17 protein-coding genes and 1 other RNA gene are annotated in these 19,899 nt (G+C 50.3%); 12 read left to right on the plus strand and 6 right to left on the minus strand.

All coding sequences use genetic code 11. The annotated features are described in order from the left end of the window. Positions 1–159 precede the first annotated feature (159 nt). Together ACMHXI_RS14995 and ffs are read left to right on the plus strand one after the other, a co-directional pair. Entirely contained in the window at positions 160–468 is a 309-nt protein-coding gene (locus ACMHXI_RS14995; RefSeq protein WP_045282673.1) for a ComEA family DNA-binding protein, read from the plus strand. 145 nt (positions 469–613) lie between these two features. Next, positions 614–710, plus strand: an RNA gene (gene ffs, locus ACMHXI_RS15000) — signal recognition particle sRNA small type. A 362-nt stretch (positions 711–1,072) separates the two neighbouring features. Here ffs and ACMHXI_RS15005 read toward each other — a convergent pair. From ACMHXI_RS15005 to dinG, 6 genes are all read right to left on the minus strand, one after another. Beyond that, positions 1,073–1,363: a late competence development ComFB family protein gene (locus ACMHXI_RS15005; RefSeq protein ID WP_028780439.1), complete on the minus strand. Its 291-nt coding sequence runs from the start codon at positions 1,361–1,363 to the stop codon at positions 1,073–1,075. A gap of 62 nt (positions 1,364–1,425) precedes the next feature. Next, positions 1,426–2,331 (minus strand): histone deacetylase, encoded by a 906-nt coding sequence (locus ACMHXI_RS15010; protein WP_025011230.1) that lies wholly within the window; start codon positions 2,329–2,331, stop codon positions 1,426–1,428. 3 nt (positions 2,332–2,334) lie between these two features. Next, positions 2,335–3,033: a DUF2057 domain-containing protein gene (locus ACMHXI_RS15015; protein WP_025011231.1), complete on the minus strand. Its 699-nt coding sequence runs from the start codon at positions 3,031–3,033 to the stop codon at positions 2,335–2,337. 9 nt (positions 3,034–3,042) lie between these two features. After that, positions 3,043–3,705: a primosomal replication protein gene (locus ACMHXI_RS15020; protein WP_025011232.1), complete on the minus strand. Its 663-nt coding sequence runs from the start codon at positions 3,703–3,705 to the stop codon at positions 3,043–3,045. Then, positions 3,702–4,475, minus strand: coding sequence for a TSUP family transporter (locus tag ACMHXI_RS15025; protein ID WP_025011233.1), 774 nt, complete (start codon positions 4,473–4,475; stop codon positions 3,702–3,704). Before ACMHXI_RS15025 ends, ACMHXI_RS15020 begins: the two co-directional genes overlap by 4 nt. 21 nt (positions 4,476–4,496) lie before the next feature. Further along, positions 4,497–6,569 carry an ATP-dependent DNA helicase DinG gene (dinG, locus tag ACMHXI_RS15030; RefSeq protein ID WP_413735356.1) on the minus strand — a complete coding sequence of 691 codons (2,073 nt, stop codon included), beginning with the start codon at positions 6,567–6,569 and terminating at the stop codon, positions 4,497–4,499. A gap of 86 nt (positions 6,570–6,655) precedes the next feature. On the opposite strand from dinG, the gene ACMHXI_RS15035 reads away from it, so the two are divergent. The 10 genes from ACMHXI_RS15035 to ACMHXI_RS15080 form a co-directional block, all read left to right on the plus strand. Continuing rightward, a complete protein-coding gene (locus ACMHXI_RS15035; RefSeq protein ID WP_413735357.1) occupies positions 6,656–9,025 on the plus strand; it encodes a DNA polymerase II in 2,370 nt (789 codons plus the stop codon). 215 nt (positions 9,026–9,240) lie between these two features. Beyond that, a complete protein-coding gene (locus tag ACMHXI_RS15040; RefSeq protein WP_335918205.1) occupies positions 9,241–10,440 on the plus strand; it encodes a porin in 1,200 nt (399 codons plus the stop codon). A 419-nt stretch (positions 10,441–10,859) separates the two neighbouring features. After that, positions 10,860–13,613 (plus strand): TonB-dependent receptor, encoded by a 2,754-nt coding sequence (locus ACMHXI_RS15045; protein WP_107352925.1) that lies wholly within the window; start codon positions 10,860–10,862, stop codon positions 13,611–13,613. A 676-nt stretch (positions 13,614–14,289) separates the two neighbouring features. Continuing rightward, complete coding sequence (locus ACMHXI_RS15050; RefSeq protein WP_025011235.1) at positions 14,290–15,072, plus strand: DUF3450 domain-containing protein; 783 nt, start codon at positions 14,290–14,292, stop codon at positions 15,070–15,072. Then, on the plus strand, positions 15,072–16,427 hold the full coding sequence (locus ACMHXI_RS15055) for a MotA/TolQ/ExbB proton channel family protein (protein ID WP_025011236.1): 1,356 nt from the start codon (positions 15,072–15,074) through the stop codon (positions 16,425–16,427). The genes ACMHXI_RS15050 and ACMHXI_RS15055 overlap by 1 nt, the downstream gene beginning before the upstream one ends. Beyond that, positions 16,427–16,954, plus strand: a complete 528-nt coding sequence (locus ACMHXI_RS15060) for a MotA/TolQ/ExbB proton channel family protein (RefSeq protein ID WP_081737208.1) — start codon at positions 16,427–16,429, stop codon at positions 16,952–16,954. Before ACMHXI_RS15055 ends, ACMHXI_RS15060 begins: the two co-directional genes overlap by 1 nt. Positions 16,955–16,967: 13 nt before the next feature. Next, positions 16,968–17,372 carry an ExbD/TolR family protein gene (locus ACMHXI_RS15065; protein WP_025011238.1) on the plus strand — a complete coding sequence of 135 codons (405 nt, stop codon included), beginning with the start codon at positions 16,968–16,970 and terminating at the stop codon, positions 17,370–17,372. Position 17,373: 1 nt separating this feature from the next. After that, positions 17,374–17,994 carry an energy transducer TonB gene (locus ACMHXI_RS15070; RefSeq protein WP_025887156.1) on the plus strand — a complete coding sequence of 207 codons (621 nt, stop codon included), beginning with the start codon at positions 17,374–17,376 and terminating at the stop codon, positions 17,992–17,994. A gap of 1 nt (position 17,995) precedes the next feature. Beyond that, positions 17,996–19,246 (plus strand): tetratricopeptide repeat protein, encoded by a 1,251-nt coding sequence (locus ACMHXI_RS15075; RefSeq protein ID WP_025011240.1) that lies wholly within the window; start codon positions 17,996–17,998, stop codon positions 19,244–19,246. A 136-nt stretch (positions 19,247–19,382) separates the two neighbouring features. After that, positions 19,383–19,899: helix-turn-helix domain-containing protein (locus tag ACMHXI_RS15080; RefSeq protein ID WP_413735362.1), on the plus strand; the 517-nt coding region annotated here is incomplete at its 3' end.

The following is a 19,899-nucleotide window of genomic DNA, read 5'->3' on the forward strand; positions in this document are numbered from 1 at the left end:
TGTTGAAAGAGAATGAAAGTTTAAAACGGTGACATTGATCACATTAACTTATTGTACTAATGTCTAGTTGCAATAATTTGGCAATATTCGTGCGCTGGTCTACATTTCTTTAAGGCCAAGGAAAGGGATACCGGCCTTAACAAATGACAGGAGTCTTATATGAAAACACCATTCTATGCTTTGCTACTTGCAGCCACCCTGAGTTCTCCCCTATACGCCGGAGAGCCCACTAAAGACAAAACCCCACAAACGCCGCAAGCCGGCCAAGCGCAGGTTCATAAAATCAACATTAATACCGCTTCGGAATCTGAGCTGCAGTTACTGAAAGGGATAGGTGAGGCCAAGGCCAAAGCGATTGTTGAATATCGCAGCAGCCAAGGTAAATTCAAATCCATTGATGAGTTGACCCAAGTCACGGGTATCGGCGCCAAACTGGTCGAGCAGAATAAACATCTGTTGGTACTTTGAAGGGCAGAGATAAACACAAGTTTTTGTTTATCTTATGTTCACTTGAATGCCGCAGAGGGCAAACCTTAGTAATTTCCCTTGATCCCGGCGGGGCCATGATGGATAATCCCCGGCGTTGCAGCAAGGCTGCAAATCTGTGGTGACCCCAGGGTCCCCCCGCAATGATAACTTGTGAACCCGGCCAGGCCCGGAAGGGAGCAACCGTAGCAAGTGACTCATGTGCCGGGGTGTGGCTCTGGGGGAACCTCCAATTCCAAACCTTTTCAAATGGTTAGTGCTGAAAGTACCTAAGGGGTCCACAAGGTGGTCCACTTTGAGTCTAGCTAAAGCCGATTTTCACCCCTATCTCTGTTACTCCTGACAAGATATTTGATGCGCCAGAAGCGCGGCCCCTCTATAGCGAAGAAGCGCCAATGGCTACCATTAACACTTTGTTTGGTATAAACAGCTGGCTACATGGACTGAGATGGCTTGGCTATCAACTCGTTAACGGCCAAAACAAGGCAGCCAAGAAATAAAAGAATAGTCGCAGAGCGGCGACTTTATTTCAGCTGGTAAGGCTCAAACCCAGAGTTGTCCGTGTTTCTTGATAACTGGGCCTGTGCTACCCCTGCGCTTGCTGATCGGTTTCCAGTTTCGGGGGCAGTTTGGATTTCAAAAACGCCCGTGATTTCTCTAATGCCTGGTAGATTTCGTTGCGCATTCTAGCTTGCTCTTGATAGTCACCGTAGAAATAGGTGTCTACCAAATGGTGAATGTAGCGCACTGGTAGTTGATTGAGCGTGATACAAGCCAGATCGGCCACATAGTCGACCGGCAGCTCGTCCATTAATCCCTCTTCGGCGAGGATTTCCATTAACATCACTTCGTAGTAGTTGCGGATCTCTAACTGCATAGGTGACGCTCCCCAAAGTTTTGCTGCATTACGCTTGGTTTATAGCATTTGGTTTGTAGCCTTTAGCGATATAGCATAGCAGCGGCATGAAATAACTGACTGTGTCTGAGTGTTAATTGTAGAGGGTCTTTGCAGTATCCGCCTCCCGTGACACAGGCTATTGGTATTGCAGCGTCTCTGGCATGACGCAATACGCTCATATCCCGCCGGAATATGCCCTCAAGGCTGAGCTGCAGCAAGCCGAGTTCATCTTCAGCATGCACATCGACTCCGGCGTCATAAAGAATGAGATCCGGTCTATGAGTCAAGATCAGCAAAGGCAGTATCTGCTCCAGCGTTGAGAGGTACTCGTCATCACCAGCGCCTTTTTCAAGCTCGATATCATAGTGAGAGTCTGCTTTACGGGCGGGGAAGTTTTGCCGGCAGTGTATTGAGCAACTGATGATATTCGCATCGCCGACTGTCATGGTGGCTGTACCATCGCCTTGATGGACATCGCAGTCGACAATCAGAACCTTGTCCGCCAGTCCTTGGTTTATCATGCGTCTGGCACTATAGACCAGATCGTTGAAAATACAGTAACCGCTGCCAAAGTCCTGGTGAGCGTGATGGTAACCGCCGCTGATATGCAGCGCTATGCCGTGCTCGAACGCTTTTCGCGCCGCAAGCTCGGTACCGGCGACTGAGTGCAGTGTCCGCGTCAGTAGATGTTCGCTCCAGGGAAAACCTATGCGGCGCATCGCCTTGGGATCCAGTCGATTGTGAATAAACCCGGCAACATATTGAGGGCAATGCACAGAAGCTAGGGCAGTTTGGTTTGCAGGCTTTGGAGAACAGAGGCTGAATTGCCCGGAAAATGGAGTTTGGCACAGGTACTCAAACAGGCGTTGATATTTGCTTATGGGAAATCTGTGCCGGGATGGTAACGCCAGCCTGGAATAGCTGGCGTGATATACCAAAGGGATCATCTATCAGAGCTGTTTGATGGCCCAGCTCATGAACTCTTTGCGAGTCGCTTCATCGGCCTGTAACCACCAGTACTGCAGCATTTGCTGAGCGTGGGCGGCACTGTCACCATTTTGGCCGGCAGCCTGAGGAGCATTGCTTGGCATTGTCATGGCGCTGACGGGTGATGGTTTGGATACAGGTGCTACCGGTTGACTGGCTGCCATGTTGCCTGCGGTTACGGCAGCGGCAGCGGTTTCAACATCAGGGCCATTGTTGCCGCTGAACAGTTGCGACAGGAACGAGGTTTCTTTCAGCTGAGTCAGTTCCACCTGGTAGTTGACCTGGCCCTTATCGGCGCGGGTAATGACGACCTGAGGGGTTTTGGCAAACTCTTTGGGCTTCTTGACGTAGTCACCATCGGCAGGCTTGAGGATGTACTCGTTGTCGCCTTCGGCTTTCAGGGTCAGAATGAAAGGAGAAGACTTAACGAAGCTCTGACTGTCGGAAAACTCGTCATCGATCATGTCATGATAACGAATGGCAATCTTGTGGACACCTTCGGACAGTGCCAGTTCAGATTTGTGGTTGAAGTTGCTAGTTTCAATTTCCTTGCCATCCAGTGCCAGATACTCAAAAGACATAGGGATGGTCAGATTGGCCGCAAATACCGAGGAAGTGCTGAGCAGGGCCAGTAGGGCCGAGGCGGTCAAGCGTAGTTTCATTGTTGCTCCTTAACGATTGTAACTCTGATGCGGACGTTCAAATGCCTGAATGCGATCTTCAATATAGCTGATCGCCTGCCTGCACTTACCGAGGCGGCGATGCATCAAAAGGATGTCATTCTGGACGGGGATTTTGTCAGTACTATGACAGTTTTCAAGCTTTGATTGCAATTGTTCAATCTTTTGTTCTATTTTTTTGGCCCAGTTCAGATGTTTGTTCAGCTCTTCGTACAATTGATGGCTGTTTTGCATTACACCTGCGGCGATCCAGCCAAAACCACTTTCCTGATGCCGGCGGCCCTGACGTTGTTGGTAGCTTTGCCGTTTACTGGCCTGCTGCAGCTTCTGGATCCTGGCGTTGAGACCTGTGGTTCCCAAGGCCCGTTTCAGGGCGACAAACCTGTCCTGAATGCGTTCGCAGCTTAAGGCGATAGTGTGTTGGGCCAACTGATGGCGTAACTGTTTTTCCAGCTGATCTATGCTCTTGTGCAGCTGTTCCACGCAGGGATAGAGTTGGGCACCATGCTGAATAAACAGTTCGCTGTTGAAGCGTTCTGTATCCTGCAGCAGTTTGCGCTGCGCAGGTGGCAAAGAGGCATCATGTTGCAGCACTTCCTGCTCCAACTGCCTGAGTTGTTCCCGCAGGCGTTGTACCAGTTGGTTGGTGTTCAAAACCAGGCACTCCAGGCTAGATTGGCGGCGATAAGCACCACGATAGCAATAAAGAGTGGCCTGATAAACGGCATTCCAAAGCGGATAGCCGAGTGGGCGCCGATATAAGAACCCAGCATCATACACAAGCCCATCACCACACCTACCAAAAGGTGCACCTTACCTAGCAGCAGGAAAATCATCAATGCCGTGATGTTGCTGACAAAAGTCATCGCTCTGGCCAAGGCGCTACTGTGCAGGAAGGGCAGGCGGTAAAGCGCGGTCGAGCTGACTGCCCAAAAGGCGCCAATGCCTGGGCCGGCAAAGCCGTCATAGGCGCCAAGCCCTAGCCCCTGAAGTATCTGTTTATGTTTCGCCGGCGTTTCGGTGACGGGTTTACACTGGCTGCAGCCCATGGCTCCGGGTGAAAACAGCGAATAGAGCGCGATGGCGATAATAAGCAATGGCAGAATTTTTTCCAGCCAACGGGTATCGATGAGATAAACGGCAATGCTGCCGATAACGGCGCCTACGGCGGTGGCAATAAAGGCGAACAGCCAGAACTTTGGCGTCAGCAACTGCTTGCGGTAGTAGGTAAATGCCGCCATGGATGAGCCGAAGCAGGCCGCCAGTTTATTGGTCCCCAGCGCCAGATGAGGCGGCATGCCCACGGTCAGCAAGGCGGGAATGGACAGCAGGCCGCCGCCACCGACTACGGCATCAATAAATCCGGCCAGCAGGCCGACTGCGGCCAATATGGCCCAGCTGCTGGGTTCGAGCAGAATATCCACTTTACATCCTGATTGAGCGCATCATTCGATAACGCGGCGGTAAGGCGGCAGGGCATCGAGCAGCGACGACCCGTATCTTTTGGTTACCAAACGCCTGTCCAATATGGTTATTCGGCCATAGTCCTGCTCTTTTCGCAACAGGCGGCCGCAACTCTGGATGAGTTTCCGTGACGCATCCGGAATAGTCAATTGTAAAAACGGGTTACCGCCTTTCATTTTGACATATTCTGCATGGGCCTGCTCTACCGGCGAGGTGGGCACGGCAAACGGCAGCTTGGTCACTATTAAGTTGGTCAGGTAGTCGCCGGGAAGGTCGAGACCCTCGGAAAAACTGCCGGTACCAAAGATAATGCTGGGCTCGCCTTTGTCACATTTCTGCTTATGCTGCTCGAGCAAGTGCTGGCGTGGGGCACTGCCCTGGATCAGCGGTTCGGATACCAACTTGTTGCGCAGTAGATCGGCCACCTTTTCCATCTGCCAGTAGGAGGCAAACAGCACCAGAGTGGCCATTTCACCCTCCACCAACTGCTTTATCTGGCTGGCGAGTTCTTCTGTGTAGGCGTCTTCGGTTGGCTCGGTGCGCATTTTCGGCAGGTAGAGAGTGGCGTTGTTTTCAAAATCGAAAGGAGATTGCAGCGCCAGGTAGCGACTGCCATCATTGAGTGACAGGCCAACCTGATAGGCAAAATGCTCAAAGCGGTTTAGTGCTCTGAGGGTGGCGCTACATAGCACGATGCCGGCGGCTTTTTCCCACAACATATGTTCCAGCATATAGCCGACTTCGATTGGCGATGCACTGAAAAGGTAGTCCTGCTGCTTGCCGCTGAGGGCTTCAATCCAGCGGGCGGTGGGGGCACCTTTGGGACTGTCCTCCTTGGCCATCATTTTCCAGAGCTTTTGCAGGTTTTCCAGGCGCTGCATCATAAAGCCGGTTTCACTCAAGAGGGCTTCCGCCTGATGCCTTGGTAATTCACCATCCTTGACGCTTTCGCTGAGGATAGCCTGCATCTTGTTGAATTGCTTGAGGGCATCGTTGGAGGCCGTGGCCAGGTTTTCCGCCTGAATCAACAGGGCGTCCGGCAGCTTGCCATGTTCGAACCGCAGGCGGTTTTCCGGGTTGGCAAAGAGTTTGGGTTGGGTATCACAGTAGTGGGCAACCTGATTCAGCAGACCGGTTAATTCTTCGATGCGATCCAGCATCGCCTGCGCCGGGGCGATGATATTGTTGCTCTTTATTTGGTTTTGCAGTTTGGCCGTGGTCTTGCTGACTTTCTCCAGCCAATCACAGGCGCCCCTGAGCGTGGCCTGGGCGCTGGAGAAATCCCTGGCCACATTCGGCAGGTGATGGGCTTCGTCGATAACGTAATAGACTTCTTCCGGATCCGGCAGAATCACACCGCCACCCAGTTCAAGGTCGGCCAGTAACAAACTATGGTTGGCAATAAGCACATCCCAGGTGTCAATATCTTCGCGGGCCTTGTGGAAGGGGCAGTGGCTGTGACTGGCAAGTTGGCGATGACAGCTGTGTTTGTCACAGGCTATCTGTTGCCACAGGTGGTCCGGCAGCGGCGTCTTGAGGGTATCGAGCTCACCATTCCAGCGGCCATCCTGATAGTCTTTGAGCAGCGCCTGCAACTGCTCAACCTGTGAGGTATCCGGCTTGGTCTGCCACATGGCCATCTGGCTGCCGTTGCCATCACCGACCAACATCTCAAGCTTGGCCAGACACACGTAACGCTGACGCCCTTTGACCAGACCGAAACGGAAGTTGAGTTTGGAGTGTTGCAGAAAAAACGGCAGATCTTTATGCAGCAACTGTTCCTGCAGCGCCACTGTCGCGGTGGCAATACAGACTTTTTTCTTGTTGGCCAGCGCCAGGGGAATGGTTCCCAGAATATAGGCCAGGGATTTACCTATACCTGTTCCCGCTTCAATCACCATGATGCGCCGCTGCTTGTCGTATTCACCGGCAAGTGTCTTGGAGATCTCCGCCACCATATAATTCTGTTCCCGGCGGGAACGGAAGTTGGGCAGTGCAGAGGCAATGTCCTTGTAGATCTCACGGATCTGGGTCTTTACATGGGCTGCTAGCATGAGACTCGGTTCTGGAAAATTATCCTGTATATATTACCAGTAATTTCTTATGCTAATAAACCTCTAAAACGCGATTGTCCCGACTCATGCCCCAAAACACGCCGCAAACCCTTAAGGGCCTTATTCTTACCCGTCATCTGGCTCAGAGAGACGAGGGGTTATGCCTGCAGTACTATCTGGCCACTGAGCAGGGGCCTGTGTTGGTTGAGGTGCCGGGGCAGGAACAGGTTTGCTTTGCCAAAGAGCAGGATGCGGCGGTTTTATGCCAGGGTTTAAGCCAGGTGAGGGCCCAGCCGCTGGCGCTGAGAAACTTCGCCAAAGAGAAGGTTGCAGCGCTTTACAGTCGCAGTCGGCAACAGATGCGGTTGCTGCAAAAGCAGGCCCAGGATCAGGGGATGCCTTTGTATGAAGCCGATCTTAAACCCCAGCAGCGTTTCTTGATTGAGCGCTTTATTGCGCTCGATGCCGAGTTTTACGGTTATTTCAGCGAAGAAAGCGGTGCGCTGAAGCGGTTTGTTGCCAGTCGCGCCAGGAAAGCCTCGCTGAACAATATAGGTCTGGCTGTTATTTCCCTCGATCTTGAATGCAGCATGCAGGGTGAACTCTATTCCGCCGGACTCTACGGTCGTGACCGCGATGGAGAGCTGTTTCAGCGCGTGTACATGATAGGCCAAGCCCAGGACGGGCCTGTCTATATCCACTGGGTCAGGGATGAAGCAGCCCTGTTGCAGGCTTTGGTTGACTGGTTCAGTCTCTGGGATCCGGACATCATCATAGGTTGGTCGGTTGTCAATTTTGACCTGGCACTGCTGAGCCGACGATATGCCCATCATGGTATTGAAGCACGGCTTGGGCGCGGAGGCGTGCCCATGTCCTGGTTGGTGGAAGGCAAGTATCGACCGGAAACCCTCTCCTTACCCGGGAGAGTGGTGCTGGACGGTATAGACTGGCTCAAGGCCGCCTTCTATCAGTTTGAGCGCTATTCGCTCGAGTTCGTCTCCCGCGCACTCTTGAGTGAGGGCAAGGCGATAGATAAAGTTGAAGATCGCGGTCAGGAGATAAGCCACCTCTTTCAAGAGGATAAATTGGCATTGGCCCACTACAATCTGACCGATTGTCGTCTGGTGCTGGATATTTTCGATAAAACCGATCTATTGAATTTTGCTTTGGCCCGGGCGCAGCTGACCGGGTTGGAGTTTGGCCGGGTAGGGGCTTCGGTGGCGGCGTTCAATCATCTCTACCTGCCACACTTGCACCGGGCCGGATTTGTGGCGCCGGCAGCACCGGCCAGTGATGGCCTGGAGAGTCCCGGCGGCTATGTGATGGACTCCATTCCGGGCCTTTACCGGGACATTCTGGTGCTGGACTTCAAGAGTCTATACCCTTCGATTATCCGTACTTTTTTAATCGACCCCATGGGGCTGGTACAGGGCATGGGTGACCCCGAAGTTGAGACGGTTCCCGGCTTTCTCGGTGCCAGGTTCAGTCGCAAACAACCTATCTTGCCAACGCTTATCGCCAAGTTGGCCCAAGAGCGGGAAAGCGCCAAGGCCCAAGCCAATGCCCCCCTGTCTCAGGCAATCAAGATCATCATGAATTCGCTTTATGGGGTACTGGGCTCTCGGGGCTGTGTGTTCCACGATGCCCGATTGGCAAGCTCAATTACCATGCGCGGCCATGAAATCATGCAGCAGACCAAACGTTGGATTGAGGATGAAGGCATGAGTGTCATCTATGGCGACACTGATTCGACATTTGTTTGGCTGGGACAGCAGCATGACATCACAGATCCGCAAGCCTTCGGCAGGGAGTTGGCTGCCAGGATAACCGCCAAGTGGCAACAGCATTTGACGGAGCATTTTCAGTTGCAGAGTCATCTGGAACTCGAGTTTGAGCGCCATTATGAACAGTTTCTGATGCCCACCCTCAGAGATTCGGAAGAAGGCTCCAAAAAGCGCTATGTCGGTGCCTGCCGCAATAGCCAAGGTCAGTTGGATATCATCTTCAAAGGCATGGAGCAGGTTCGCAGCGATTGGAGCCCTCTGGCCAGACGAGTGCAGTACGAGCTGTACCGGCGTATGTTCAATGGCTTGGATGTAGTGGGCTTTTTGGCCACAGAAATAGAAGCGCTCAAACGCGGCGACTATGATAGCGAGCTTGTTTTCTCCAAGCGGCTAAGGCGTAAGTTGGATGCCTATCAGGCCAAAGCATCACCCCATGTCAAGGCCGCCAGACAACTGTTGGGGCAGACCGGCGACCCTCGTTATGGCCGTTTGGGCACCCGGATTGATTACCTGGTAACAATCAATGGCCCCGAAGCTGTTTCCCTCAGGCGTTCTGCCATTGATTATGACTACTACATCGAAAGACAGATCAAGCCGATAGCCGATCCAATACTTTCCATAATGAAAGAAAATTTCACATCAATCAGCACGGGACAAATGAGTTTAATCTGACGCTTAATTTGTTTTAAAAGGTTAATAAAGTTAATAAATGGTTTTATTGCTGGGTTTTATCGGTTCTTGTGGTTTTTTTTAAGGTAAAACTAATAAAAAATGTGATTTTTGTCTTTGCCGCTTTACTGACCTTTTGCTAATCTTCGCCACCCTTGGAAGGAAATAAAACAACGGAATGGGGTAGGCAGACTGAAAACACTTAAGGTTAACAGCAAATGAACAAGACTCTCATCGCATCCGTCCTGGCAGGACTCTTGGCCGTTCCATCGGTTCAAGCTATTGAAATCTACAAAGATCAAAAAAATGCAGTCTCTATCGGCGGTTTCGTTGATGCCCGAGTAATCAATACTCAGGGTGAAACGGAAGTCGTCAATGGTGCTTCCAGGATCAATTTTGGCTTTGAACGTGAGCTGACCCACGGCTGGAATGCGTTTGTGATGCTTGAATGGGGTGTCAACCCATTCGGTAACAGCGATATTGTCTATAGCAGCAAGTTTGAATCAGTCCAGGATGATTTCTTCTACAATCGTCTTGGTTATGCGGGACTTTCTCACGACAAGTACGGCACCCTGACCATAGGTAAACAGTGGGGCGCCTGGTATGACGTGGTGTACAACACCAACTATGGCTTTGTGTGGGATGGTAACGCTGCCGGTGTCTATACCTATAACAAGGATGATGGCGCCATCAATGGTACCGGTCGTGGTGATAAGACGGTTCAGTATCGCAACAGCTTTGGCGATTTCAGTTTTGCCATCCAGACTCAGTTGAAGCACGATGACTTCCTGATGGATGAAAGTTCAGGTACCAACCCGTTCCCGCCAAGGGATCATGCGCCTGTTACCGGCACAGCTGCGACCGCCGGAACCGCCACCAAGGTGGAATTCAACAACACCTATGGCATTGCCTTGACCTATGCGGTCAGCAAAGATCTCAGCCTGATGGCTGGCTATAACTATGGTGAGTTTGAAGCGATCCGCGCAGATGGCAGTACTTTCTCCGAGTCTGACTATATCTATGGTGCAGGTATTACTTGGGGTGGTTGGGATAATCAAGGTTTGTATGCCGCTGCCAACGTCAACAAGAACGAGTTCCACGATACAGATAATCTGGGGCGTTTGATCCCTGAATCTTATGGTGTTGAAACTCTGGTTTCGTACCGCTTTGACAATGATATTCGTACCTTTGTCTCATACAACTTACTGAACGCCGGCGATGCTTACGAGCAGGCTTACGGTGGTGATGTGTTCAAGCGTCAGTTTGTGGTTATGGGTGTTCACTATATATGGGATGCCAATACCGTATTGTATGTTGAAGGCCGTAAAGACTTCTCTGATTTCAAGGGCGCCGAAGAGGCTGCTATGGAATTGTCTGAAGATGATGGCATTGCAATAGGTATTCGCTATACCCTCTGATTACAGATTGAGCTGTTCAAAAAAGCGCCGAAAGGCGCTTTTTTATTGGAAAAAAACAAGTGTTCACACTCCTTTCCTGAAAGAGGTATGTAACACATGTGTTACTTTTCTGGTGGGAAAAGGCATCGCGATAAACTCCCCTTACTTCAGGCTGTTACAAGTTATAACACTACCCCAAATACCTAATACCGCTGTGATAGCCGTTATATTCAAGCTCAGTGAAATAATACCTTCTCTCTTTTGTTGTTAATTTTATATGCAATATTAACGTTTCAAATGTTGATAAAATGTTTGTTATGTGATTTTATTTGCGTGAAATTGTTGCTGGTTAACTTATGTCTACCTGCAAACAACTAAAGGATCCGGGCAAAGCATTCGGATCCGTTACCAAGACACAAGATGTCGAAAGGGAGATAAGTATGTATAAGAATAATTCGTTAACCAACGCAGTGCGTCTGGCATTGGTTGGTGGTGTTGCAGCGACTGCTTTTAGCGCTCCAACCGTTTTGGCGGCCGAAGAAGGTGCTGACAATGTAGAGCGTATTCAGGTTACAGGCTCTCGCATCAAGCGCACCGATATGGAAACAGCAAGCCCTGTTAGCGTGATCGATGCTTCATCTATCATAGCGTCAGGTGCCGTTAACATTGATGACGTTCTGCAGAAAATGACCTCTGCCGGTGGCGCCATGACCAACGCCGGTATCAACAACGGTTCAGGCGGTAACTCTCGTATCAACCTGCGTGGTTTGGGTGACAACCGTACTCTGGTTCTGGTGAATGGTCGTCGTATGATTGCATCCGGTACCGGTGCAGCTTCTTCTGTTGACCTTAACACTATCCCAGTTTCCATGATCCAGCGTGTCGAAGTACTTAAAGATGGTGCTTCTGCCATTTATGGTACTGATGCGATTGCCGGTGTGGTTAACATCATTCTGAAAAGAGATTTCGACGGTTTTGAAATCAACGTTCAGACCGGTATTTCCGGAGAAGGTGATGCCGACGAGTCCAGCATCGACATGACTCTGGGTAACACCTTCGAGAAAGGTAATATCGTAGTAAATGCTCAGTACACCAAGCGCGGTGATGCCAGCCAGGCAGATCGCGATTTCTCCAACTGTCCAATTGCTGAGACAGGTCCAAAAGGGGACCGTAGCCTGTACTGTGGCGGTAGTAGCTACTCTCAAGGCGGCCATGTCTGGGGTGACAACAACTTTGGTATTGTTGGCTCAGGTCCAGATGGTGCTTATGCCATAGGTGACAAGGGCTACTATGGTGAATATGTTGATAACGGTGAAGGCAAGCCAAAGTTCCAGTACTTTGATGGCATGTCTGAGGCCGATCTGAGTGGCCTGGGTGGTACCTACCACGAGTTCGGTGATGCTGACAGATACAACTACGCCAAGGACAGCTATCTGTCGACGCCAATGGAGCGTTTGAACCTGTCCATGGCCGGTACTTATGAACTGACCGAATCTATTCGCTTCTTCACCGAAGCCATGTACTCCAAGCGTTGGTCCAATCAGCAGATGGCGCCTCAGCCAATCTGGAACGGTGATGCCTGGGTTTACAATCCAAAATCAGCCGGCGGCTGGATGACTGATGACCTGCTGCCTTGGGTTCAGCCAGGTGAAGAACTGGCTTATGGTCGTCGTATGGTTGAGTCCGGTACCCGTGACTTTGACCAGGTAGTAGACACCATACGTATCGTTGTTGGCCTGGAAGGTGAGTTTGAAAACGGCTGGACCTGGGATGCTTCTTATAACAAAGGTAAGAACGACTCAACCGATACTCTGGCTAACCTGCACAACTTAGGTTCTATCAACGCTGCGGTACTCGAAGGCACTTTCGATCCTTTCCTGCAATCTTCATGGGAAGGTGAGAGCATCAAGCCATACATCTATACTGAAGTGAACAGCGGTGGCAGTGAGTTGGATGTGATTGCAGCAACTCTGTCCGGCGATCTGTTTGAAATGCCTGCCGGTATGATGGGCTTTGCAGCGGGTTATGAGCACCGTAAAGAAGCGGCTCATTATACTCCGGATTCCCTGACTTCTCAGGGGCTGGCAAACGATCCTCGTGTTGAGCCAACTGCCGGTGATTTCAGCGTTAACGAATTCTACGCAGAATTGGCAATCCCACTGCTGAGCGAGCTGCCTTTGGCACAACAAGTGGATCTGAGTGCCGCTATGCGTTACTTCGACTACAGCACTTTCGGTGATGATACTACCTGGAAACTGGGTCTGACTTGGCGTGTATATGATGACCTGATGATCCGCGGTGGTATGTCTACAGCCTTCCGTGCACCAACTGTATATGAACTGTACGGTGGTAAGTCACCATCGTTCGAACAGATAGTTCACCCTGCCACCGATCAGGACCAGGCTGAAGTGACTGTTGGTGGTAACGAAATGCTGACCCCTGAAGAAGCTGATATCACTACTCTGGGTCTGGTGTATTCACCAAGCTTTGTAGAAGGTCTGTCTCTGACCGTCGATTACTATGACATCGAGATCTCCAACACTATTACTTCAGTTGACAACAACTATGTTGCCAACCAGTGTCTGGATGCCGGTGGCAACAAGATCAACACAGGCACTGCGCTGTGTCAGTCTTCCAACATCGAAATCGACAATAGTGGTCGTATCAAGTTCGACAACGGTCTGCAGAACATAGGTGCTACCAATACCTCTGGTTACGATATCAACGTTGCCTACGTATTCAATGCCTTCGGTCTGGACTGGAAAGCCGGCTGGGACAGCTCTATCCTGAGCGAGTATGAAGAGTTTGACCCGGATGGTAATGCGGTTGACTATCGTGGTTACATCACAGGTGGTGTGGGTGCTTATGCCAAATTCAAGAGCAACCTGAATATCACTGCAGCCGGTGATGACTGGACTGTCACTTATGAAGCCCGCTATATAGATGGTATGGATTCATTTGCTTGTAAGAACGACGATGGCAGCTGCTACGCGCCTTCAGTTGACAGCGTGGTTTACCATGACCTGTCGGGTTCTTACGATATCACCGACCGCATCCGCGTATCCGGTGGTGTCAACAACCTGTTCGACAAAGAGCCTCCATACTACACAGGTAACAACGACTCGAATACCGACCCTTATACCTATGATATGTTGGGCCGCTACTTCTTCGTTCGTGCCAGCATGAAGTTCTAATGGCAGATTTCATCTTTGGATGAATTAAGTCAGCTTCATTGAATGAAACCCCGGGATACCTTCCGGGGTTTTTACTTTTTAAACTCTCTATATAAGTAAGACATAGTCGCAAATTGACAAAACACTATTGCGTAACAACTGGAGTCGACCCGGGCTGCCAATTGATTTCATGGCAAGAGAGCAGGGGAGACGGCTTTGTGGTTAAACCGCTTTCCCAAGGACAGTAATCACTTGGAAAAAGTGTATTGCCATCGCTCGACAGAATTGAATTCTTTCAAGATTGATAAAACATAACGCACCGACTTATGCTTTTTAATTATATATAAATCATAAGGTTAAATATTAGTTAGTGCTGTTTTTACCGTTATTCACCGTTCAAGAAGATGGCTGACAATTGATCACTAAATGTAAAAAAAAGCCATTGATGATTAATCACACAGTTAGCCTTAGTTTCCAGCGTTTTCGTCTCATTTCAAATGTTGACACAGGTCAACATTTTGTGAAATGATGCCAGCGGGTCTATGCCTTCAGGGGCATAGGAAAGGGAAGATAAAAAACTAACAATCACAAGAGAAAGACATACTTGATAGCACCACCTGCCGTTGAAATAGGGATATTCGGGGCACTGTTGCTGAAAAGTTAAACCTTTTTAATCACTTCAAATTGGTTGGGAACTATGTCCAAGGTAAGCAATAGAACAAAAATCGCTTCTGCGCTTGTTGGCGCGCTGGCACTCGCCAGCAGCAACTTAGTCGTTGCAGATCCTCTTACCGACGCGCAACAAGCCGCGGGTCGTCTGCAGTCAGACGCCGTTGCGTCACAGAAGAAGATCGATAAGTATTTTGACCAGGCTCAAGATATGCTTTTCGAATATTCCGCCGTTGCTGACGAGCGTGAATCTCTCAAAGCCTACAATGATTATCTGGCTGGACTGGTCGCTGATCAGGAAGCCACAATGAAATCCATTCAGGACGATATCAATGGCGTAGACAAACTGCGTCAGGGTGTTGTTCCTTTGATGTTTAAAATGGTTGATGCACTGGAGCAATTCGTGGCTCTGGATCTGCCATTCAAATCTGAAGACCGTGCGCAGCGCGTTAAAAACCTCAAAGACCTGCTTAACACTGCCGAAGTGACTCTGGCTGAAAAGTTCCGTCTGATCCTGGATGCTTACAGCATCGAGCGTGAATACGGCAGCTTTGTTGACGTTGAAACCGGTAAGCTGAATCTTGATGGTAAAGAAGTGCTGGTTGATTTCTTCCGCTTGGGCCGCGTAGCTCTGTACGCTCAGAGCCTGGACCAGAAGACTGCCTGGATGTACAACCCTGAAACCAAGGGCTGGGATAAGCTGGATGACAGCTACCTGCGTGACATCACCAAGGGTATTCGTATCGCCCGTAAACAAGGGGCTCTGGATCTGTTCGCACTACCAATTCCAGCTGCGGAGGCTGCACAATAATGAAAAAGCTAATCACTACCGCCGTCGTTGCTGCCAGTTTTTCACTGTCTGCCGGTATGGCCAGTGCCGCCGAGGCGCCTAAGACGATTGACCAACTGCTGCAGCAAGTTAAAGTTGAGCGTGCCGCTCAAGGTAAAATCAACGCCAAGCGTGAGAAAGAGTTCCAAGCCGAGCGTGGCGACAAGGCTGCTCTGCTGAAGCGTGAAAAAGATGCGCTGGCTGCTGAAACTCAGCGTGGTAAAGACCTGAACCAGGCCTTCCTCGATAACGAGCGTAAGATTGCTCAGCTCGAAGAAGATCTGAAAACCGCTCAGGGTGACCTGGGTGAAATGTTTGGTGTGGTTAAAGGTGAAGCAGGCGATTTCGCCGGCAAGCTGATCAACTCCAACGTCAGTGCTCAATATCCAGGACGTGACAAGTTCGTTCAAGACCTGGGTGCCCGTAAGCAACTGCCTAAGATTGAAGAACTGGAGCGCTTCTGGGAAGAGCAACTGTTCGAAATGGCCGAGTCTGGCAAAGTGGTTAAGTTCGAAGGTTCTGTAACCGACATTGATGGTAACGTGAAAAACACCACCATCTACCGTATCGGTGCCTTTAACCTGTTGGCTGACAACAAGTATGTGGTTCTGAACCACGAGCTGGGTCTGATCCAGGAGCTGTCACAGCAGCCTGAAGGTTATCAGGTTAAGCCTATCGCCGACTTCGAAAAAACCACTTCAGGTACAGCCAAGCTGTATGTTGACCCTGCCCGCGGTACTCTGCTGAACATCTTCACTCAGAAGGCCAGCTTCCAAGACCGTATCGAGGCCGGTGGTACCATTGGTTACATCATCATCGCCTTGCTGGCTCTGGGTCTGCTGATCTCTCTGGAGCGTCTGGTTACTCTGACTCTTATCGGTGCCCGTGTTAAGTCTCAGGCCAAGAATGTTGCCAACCCAGGTAACAACGCTCTGGGCCGTGTACTGAAAGTGTACCAAGAGAACAAAGATGTTGACGTTGAGACTCTGGAGTTGAAACTGGATGAAGCCATCCTGAAAGAAACACCAGCGCTGGAAACACGTATCTCCATCATCAAAGTATTGGCGGCTATCGCTCCTATGATGGGTCTGCTGGGTACCGTAACCGGTATGATTGCAACCTTCCAGAGCATCCAGTTGTTCGGTACGGGTGATCCAAAACTGATGGCCGGTGGTATCTCTATGGCACTGGTAACTACAGTACAGGGTCTGATCGCGGCTCTGCCACTGATGTTGTGTCATGCCATTGTTGTGGCTCGCAGTAAGTCTATTGTTCAAATCCTTGAAGAGCAAAGTGCCGGTATCATTGCTGAACACGCAGAGAAGAGGGCTGACTAATGATGCTATACCTGATGGACATTTGGGATTCCGTCAGGGGCTTCATGGCCTCCGGAGGCGACGTCCTCTGGCTTGTTGCGGCGGTGCTGTTTCTCATGTGGGTATTGATGCTTGAAAGATTCTGGTATCTGAACTGGGTATCACCAAAGAATCATAAAGACATTATTGCCGCATGGAATGCCAGGGAGGAAACGACTTCCTGGTATGCACACCGTATCCGTGAAGCTTGGGTATCCCAAGCGAAGCAAGATATGAATGCACGTATGCTGATCATCAAAACACTGGTAGCCATCTGTCCTATGATAGGTCTGCTGGGTACAGTGACAGGTATGATTTCAGTGTTCGATGTTATGGCAGTTCAGGGGACGAGTAATGCTCGTCTGATGGCAGCTGGTATTTCTATGGCCACTATGCCAACTATGGCTGGTATGGTCGCGGCATTGTCCGGGGTGTTCTTTAGCACTCGTTTGGACGCCAAGATGAAAATCAGCTTGGAAAAGCTGAAAGACAGCCTGCCACACCACTAGAGAGAGATTGAACATGGCACGTAAGAAGCATTCCAGTGTAGAAGAGGAAGCACAGATCGATATGACCCCGATGCTCGACATCGTGTTCATCATGCTGATCTTCTTCATTGTGACCACCTCGTTTGTGAAGCCATCCGGTTTGGACTACAACAAACCCAAGGCGTCCACAGCGACTTCAAAACCTTCGGCGAACATCTTTATCGGCGTCAGCAAAACCGGCGTGATTATGATGGAAAACCGTCAAGTTGATATTGAACGAGTAACCGCTAACGTAGAACGTATGTTGGCGGAGGCACCAGAAGCCGCCGTTCTGATCCAGGCAGACAAAGAAGCCCAACACGGCTTGGTTGTTAAGGTACTGGATCAGGTGAAGGCTGCTGGTATTGATAAGGTCTCGGTATCTGCGGGGAACGACTGATATGTTAAGAGCACTAGTATCTATCATTATTGGTGCTGCTGTGACTTTTGGTCTGTTCTGGTTTATGGCATTCCTGGTCGGAGGTGGCGCACAACGAGGCGACACCTCAGCCGAAACGCCAGTTATCGAGATCACAATGGACAAGCAGGATTCGAAGGCACAGAAGAAACCAAGGGTGACACCTAAGCCACCCCCACCACCAGAGCAGCCACCGAAGCCAGCGGAAACGCCACCGGATAGCTCTTCTGATATTGATACCAATATGTCATTCAATATGGGTGGAGTAGAAGCAGGCGGTCCAAGCACAGGCTTTAAGCTGGGCAACATGATGACCCGTGACGGTGATGCAACACCTATCGTGCGGATTGAACCTCAGTATCCCATTGCTGCGGCGCGTGACGGTAAAGAAGGTTGGGTACAACTTCGCTTTACCATCAACGAACTCGGTGGTGTTGATGATGTTGAAGTTATCCAGGCTGAACCGAGAAGGATCTTTGATCGTGAAGCGGTTCGTGCACTGAAGAAGTGGAAGTACAAGCCGAAGATTGTTGACGGTAAGCCGATGAAGCAACCCGGTATGACAGTTCAGCTGGACTTCACCCTGAACCAAGGAGACAGATAAGATGCAAAAAGTGAATAAGCTTGCTGCAGCCATGCTGTTGACTTTGACAGGCAGTGCAGTGCTGATGGCGCCAATCGCCCAGGCCGCTGAGAAGTGTCCTATCGACCAGCGTCAGGCCAAGGCTGTGGGTCAAACTGCTGCCAAAAAGGTGCAGAGATCCTTTGAAGCCTATCAGGACGGTAATCTGGACGAAGCAATCGCCGTATTGCTGGAAGCCAATGCACGTAACGACTTCGACAAGGCCTATATCGCCCGTATGTTGGGTAACTTCTACGCTGAAAAAGGTCAGATGGGCACCTCCATCAAGTACCTGAAACAGGCGGTAGAAGCCGATATCCTCGGCGGAACCGACCACAGTGCAACTCTGAAGTTGTATGCGGATCTGCTGCTGCAGGAGAAGAAGTTTAAAGAAGCTATCACCTACTATAACAAGTGGATGGACTTCTCCTGTAAGCAAGATCCTGTGGTCTACCGTCGTATCGGTATTGCTTATACAGAACTGAAAGACTATCCAAACGTGCTGAAAACAGCGGACAAAGGTTTGTCACTGGCGGAAAAGCCTGACAAGAACCTTTACCAGCTTAAGTTCCAGGCTTACTTCAACCTCAAGCAGTACAAGAAAGCGGTTGGTGTTCTGGAAACTATGGTACCCCTGTTCCAGGACGATAAGCGTCTTTGGGTTCAGTTGGCTCAGCTCTATCTGCTGACCGAGGACTTCGACAAGGCAACAGTGACTTACGATCTGGCCTATCAGAACGGTTTCCTGGAAACCGCTGATAACATCACTCGTTTGTCGCAACTGTTGGCGTCCAAAGGTTCGGCTTATCGCGGCGCTGTGATTTTCGAGAAGCACATGAAACAAGGGCTTATCGAAAAGAATGAGAAAAACCTGTCTATGTTGGCCGGTTTCTTCCACAACGCCAAGGAGCTGAAGAAGGCTGCGGCCTATTATGGTCAAGCAGCTGCTGCCGGTAACGATGGCAAGCTGTACCTGAAACAAGGCCGTCTGCTGGCCTTGGATCAGCAGTTCAAGGAAGCGATTCCGGTATTCAAGCAAGCACTGGATGCCGGATTGCAAAACCCAGGCGAAGCTCAGTTTGAGCTGGCACTGGCCTACTTGAACCTGAAAGACTATAAGTCGGCTTACCGCCGTGCCGAATTGGCCTCCAAGGATTCCAAGACTGCACGTAGCGCCACCAGCTATCTGTCATACATAAAAGAGAAAGCGCGGATCCACAACGTTTCGCTCTAATGTGATGTCAGTGAAAAGCCCCGCAAGGGGCTTTTTTATGGTTCATCGCAGATTAGCGTGGACTGGAAATGAAAACGGTTGGAGAGTTATTGTTTAGTCGCCAAACAAAAACAATGACCAACCCCAACCGTTCTCAATGTCGAATATTACCTTCCCCATTGCGCTCTGGGAAGGCTTTGAAGCCGTCCATACCGAGCAAAATCAACAAACCCTCATCATCCACCTAAAACCGATTGATAACGGCCACTGTGCTTGCGGCAAACCGGCTAAGGCTGTTCACGACGCTTCACTTCGCAGCGTATCGGAACGAACCATACTGGCGTTTCAGGTTCAGTTACGGCTACCCGTCCGCCGTATTCTTTGCCCTGATTGCGGTATCGTTCGGGAGCATATCAGCTGGTTAAAGCCCTATGCTCGCCAGACCACATTGCTCATTGAGCATGTCGAGGCGCTACTCAAGCTCTTGCCGATTAAACATATCTCGCAACTCCTTGGCCTGCACTGGCATACCATCAAGACTATCGACAAACGTCGGCTGGCAAGGGAGGTCACAGAGCCTGATTGGAGTCGTGTCAAACGCCTGGTCATGGACGAGTTTGCCCTGTTCAAAGGCCATCGTTACGCCACCGTGGTGGCCGATGCGGATACTCATC

Source organism: Shewanella sp. BJSY2023SW005, assembly GCF_047314585.1.
In the GTDB taxonomy this organism is placed as follows: domain Bacteria; phylum Pseudomonadota; class Gammaproteobacteria; order Enterobacterales; family Shewanellaceae; genus Shewanella; species Shewanella algae.

What these genes read in the sequence shown, in the direction of transcription:
- ACMHXI_RS14995 (WP_045282673.1), top strand. Translation starts at nt 160, where the DNA reads ATGAAAACACCATTCTATGCTTTGCTACTTGCAGCCACCCTGAGTTCT.
- ACMHXI_RS15005 (WP_028780439.1), bottom strand. Translation starts at nt 1,363, where the DNA reads ATGCAGTTAGAGATCCGCAACTACTACGAAGTGATGTTAATGGAAATC.
- ACMHXI_RS15010 (WP_025011230.1), bottom strand. Translation starts at nt 2,331, where the DNA reads ATGATCCCTTTGGTATATCACGCCAGCTATTCCAGGCTGGCGTTACCA.
- ACMHXI_RS15015 (WP_025011231.1), bottom strand. Translation starts at nt 3,033, where the DNA reads ATGAAACTACGCTTGACCGCCTCGGCCCTACTGGCCCTGCTCAGCACT.
- dinG (WP_413735356.1), bottom strand. Translation starts at nt 6,569, where the DNA reads ATGCTAGCAGCCCATGTAAAGACCCAGATCCGTGAGATCTACAAGGAC.
- ACMHXI_RS15035 (WP_413735357.1), top strand. Translation starts at nt 6,656, where the DNA reads ATGCCCCAAAACACGCCGCAAACCCTTAAGGGCCTTATTCTTACCCGT.
- ACMHXI_RS15040 (WP_335918205.1), top strand. Translation starts at nt 9,241, where the DNA reads ATGAACAAGACTCTCATCGCATCCGTCCTGGCAGGACTCTTGGCCGTT.
- ACMHXI_RS15045 (WP_107352925.1), top strand. Translation starts at nt 10,860, where the DNA reads ATGTATAAGAATAATTCGTTAACCAACGCAGTGCGTCTGGCATTGGTT.
- ACMHXI_RS15050 (WP_025011235.1), top strand. Translation starts at nt 14,290, where the DNA reads ATGTCCAAGGTAAGCAATAGAACAAAAATCGCTTCTGCGCTTGTTGGC.
- ACMHXI_RS15055 (WP_025011236.1), top strand. Translation starts at nt 15,072, where the DNA reads ATGAAAAAGCTAATCACTACCGCCGTCGTTGCTGCCAGTTTTTCACTG.
- ACMHXI_RS15060 (WP_081737208.1), top strand. Translation starts at nt 16,427, where the DNA reads ATGATGCTATACCTGATGGACATTTGGGATTCCGTCAGGGGCTTCATG.
- ACMHXI_RS15065 (WP_025011238.1), top strand. Translation starts at nt 16,968, where the DNA reads ATGGCACGTAAGAAGCATTCCAGTGTAGAAGAGGAAGCACAGATCGAT.
- ACMHXI_RS15070 (WP_025887156.1), top strand. Translation starts at nt 17,374, where the DNA reads ATGTTAAGAGCACTAGTATCTATCATTATTGGTGCTGCTGTGACTTTT.
- ACMHXI_RS15075 (WP_025011240.1), top strand. Translation starts at nt 17,996, where the DNA reads ATGCAAAAAGTGAATAAGCTTGCTGCAGCCATGCTGTTGACTTTGACA.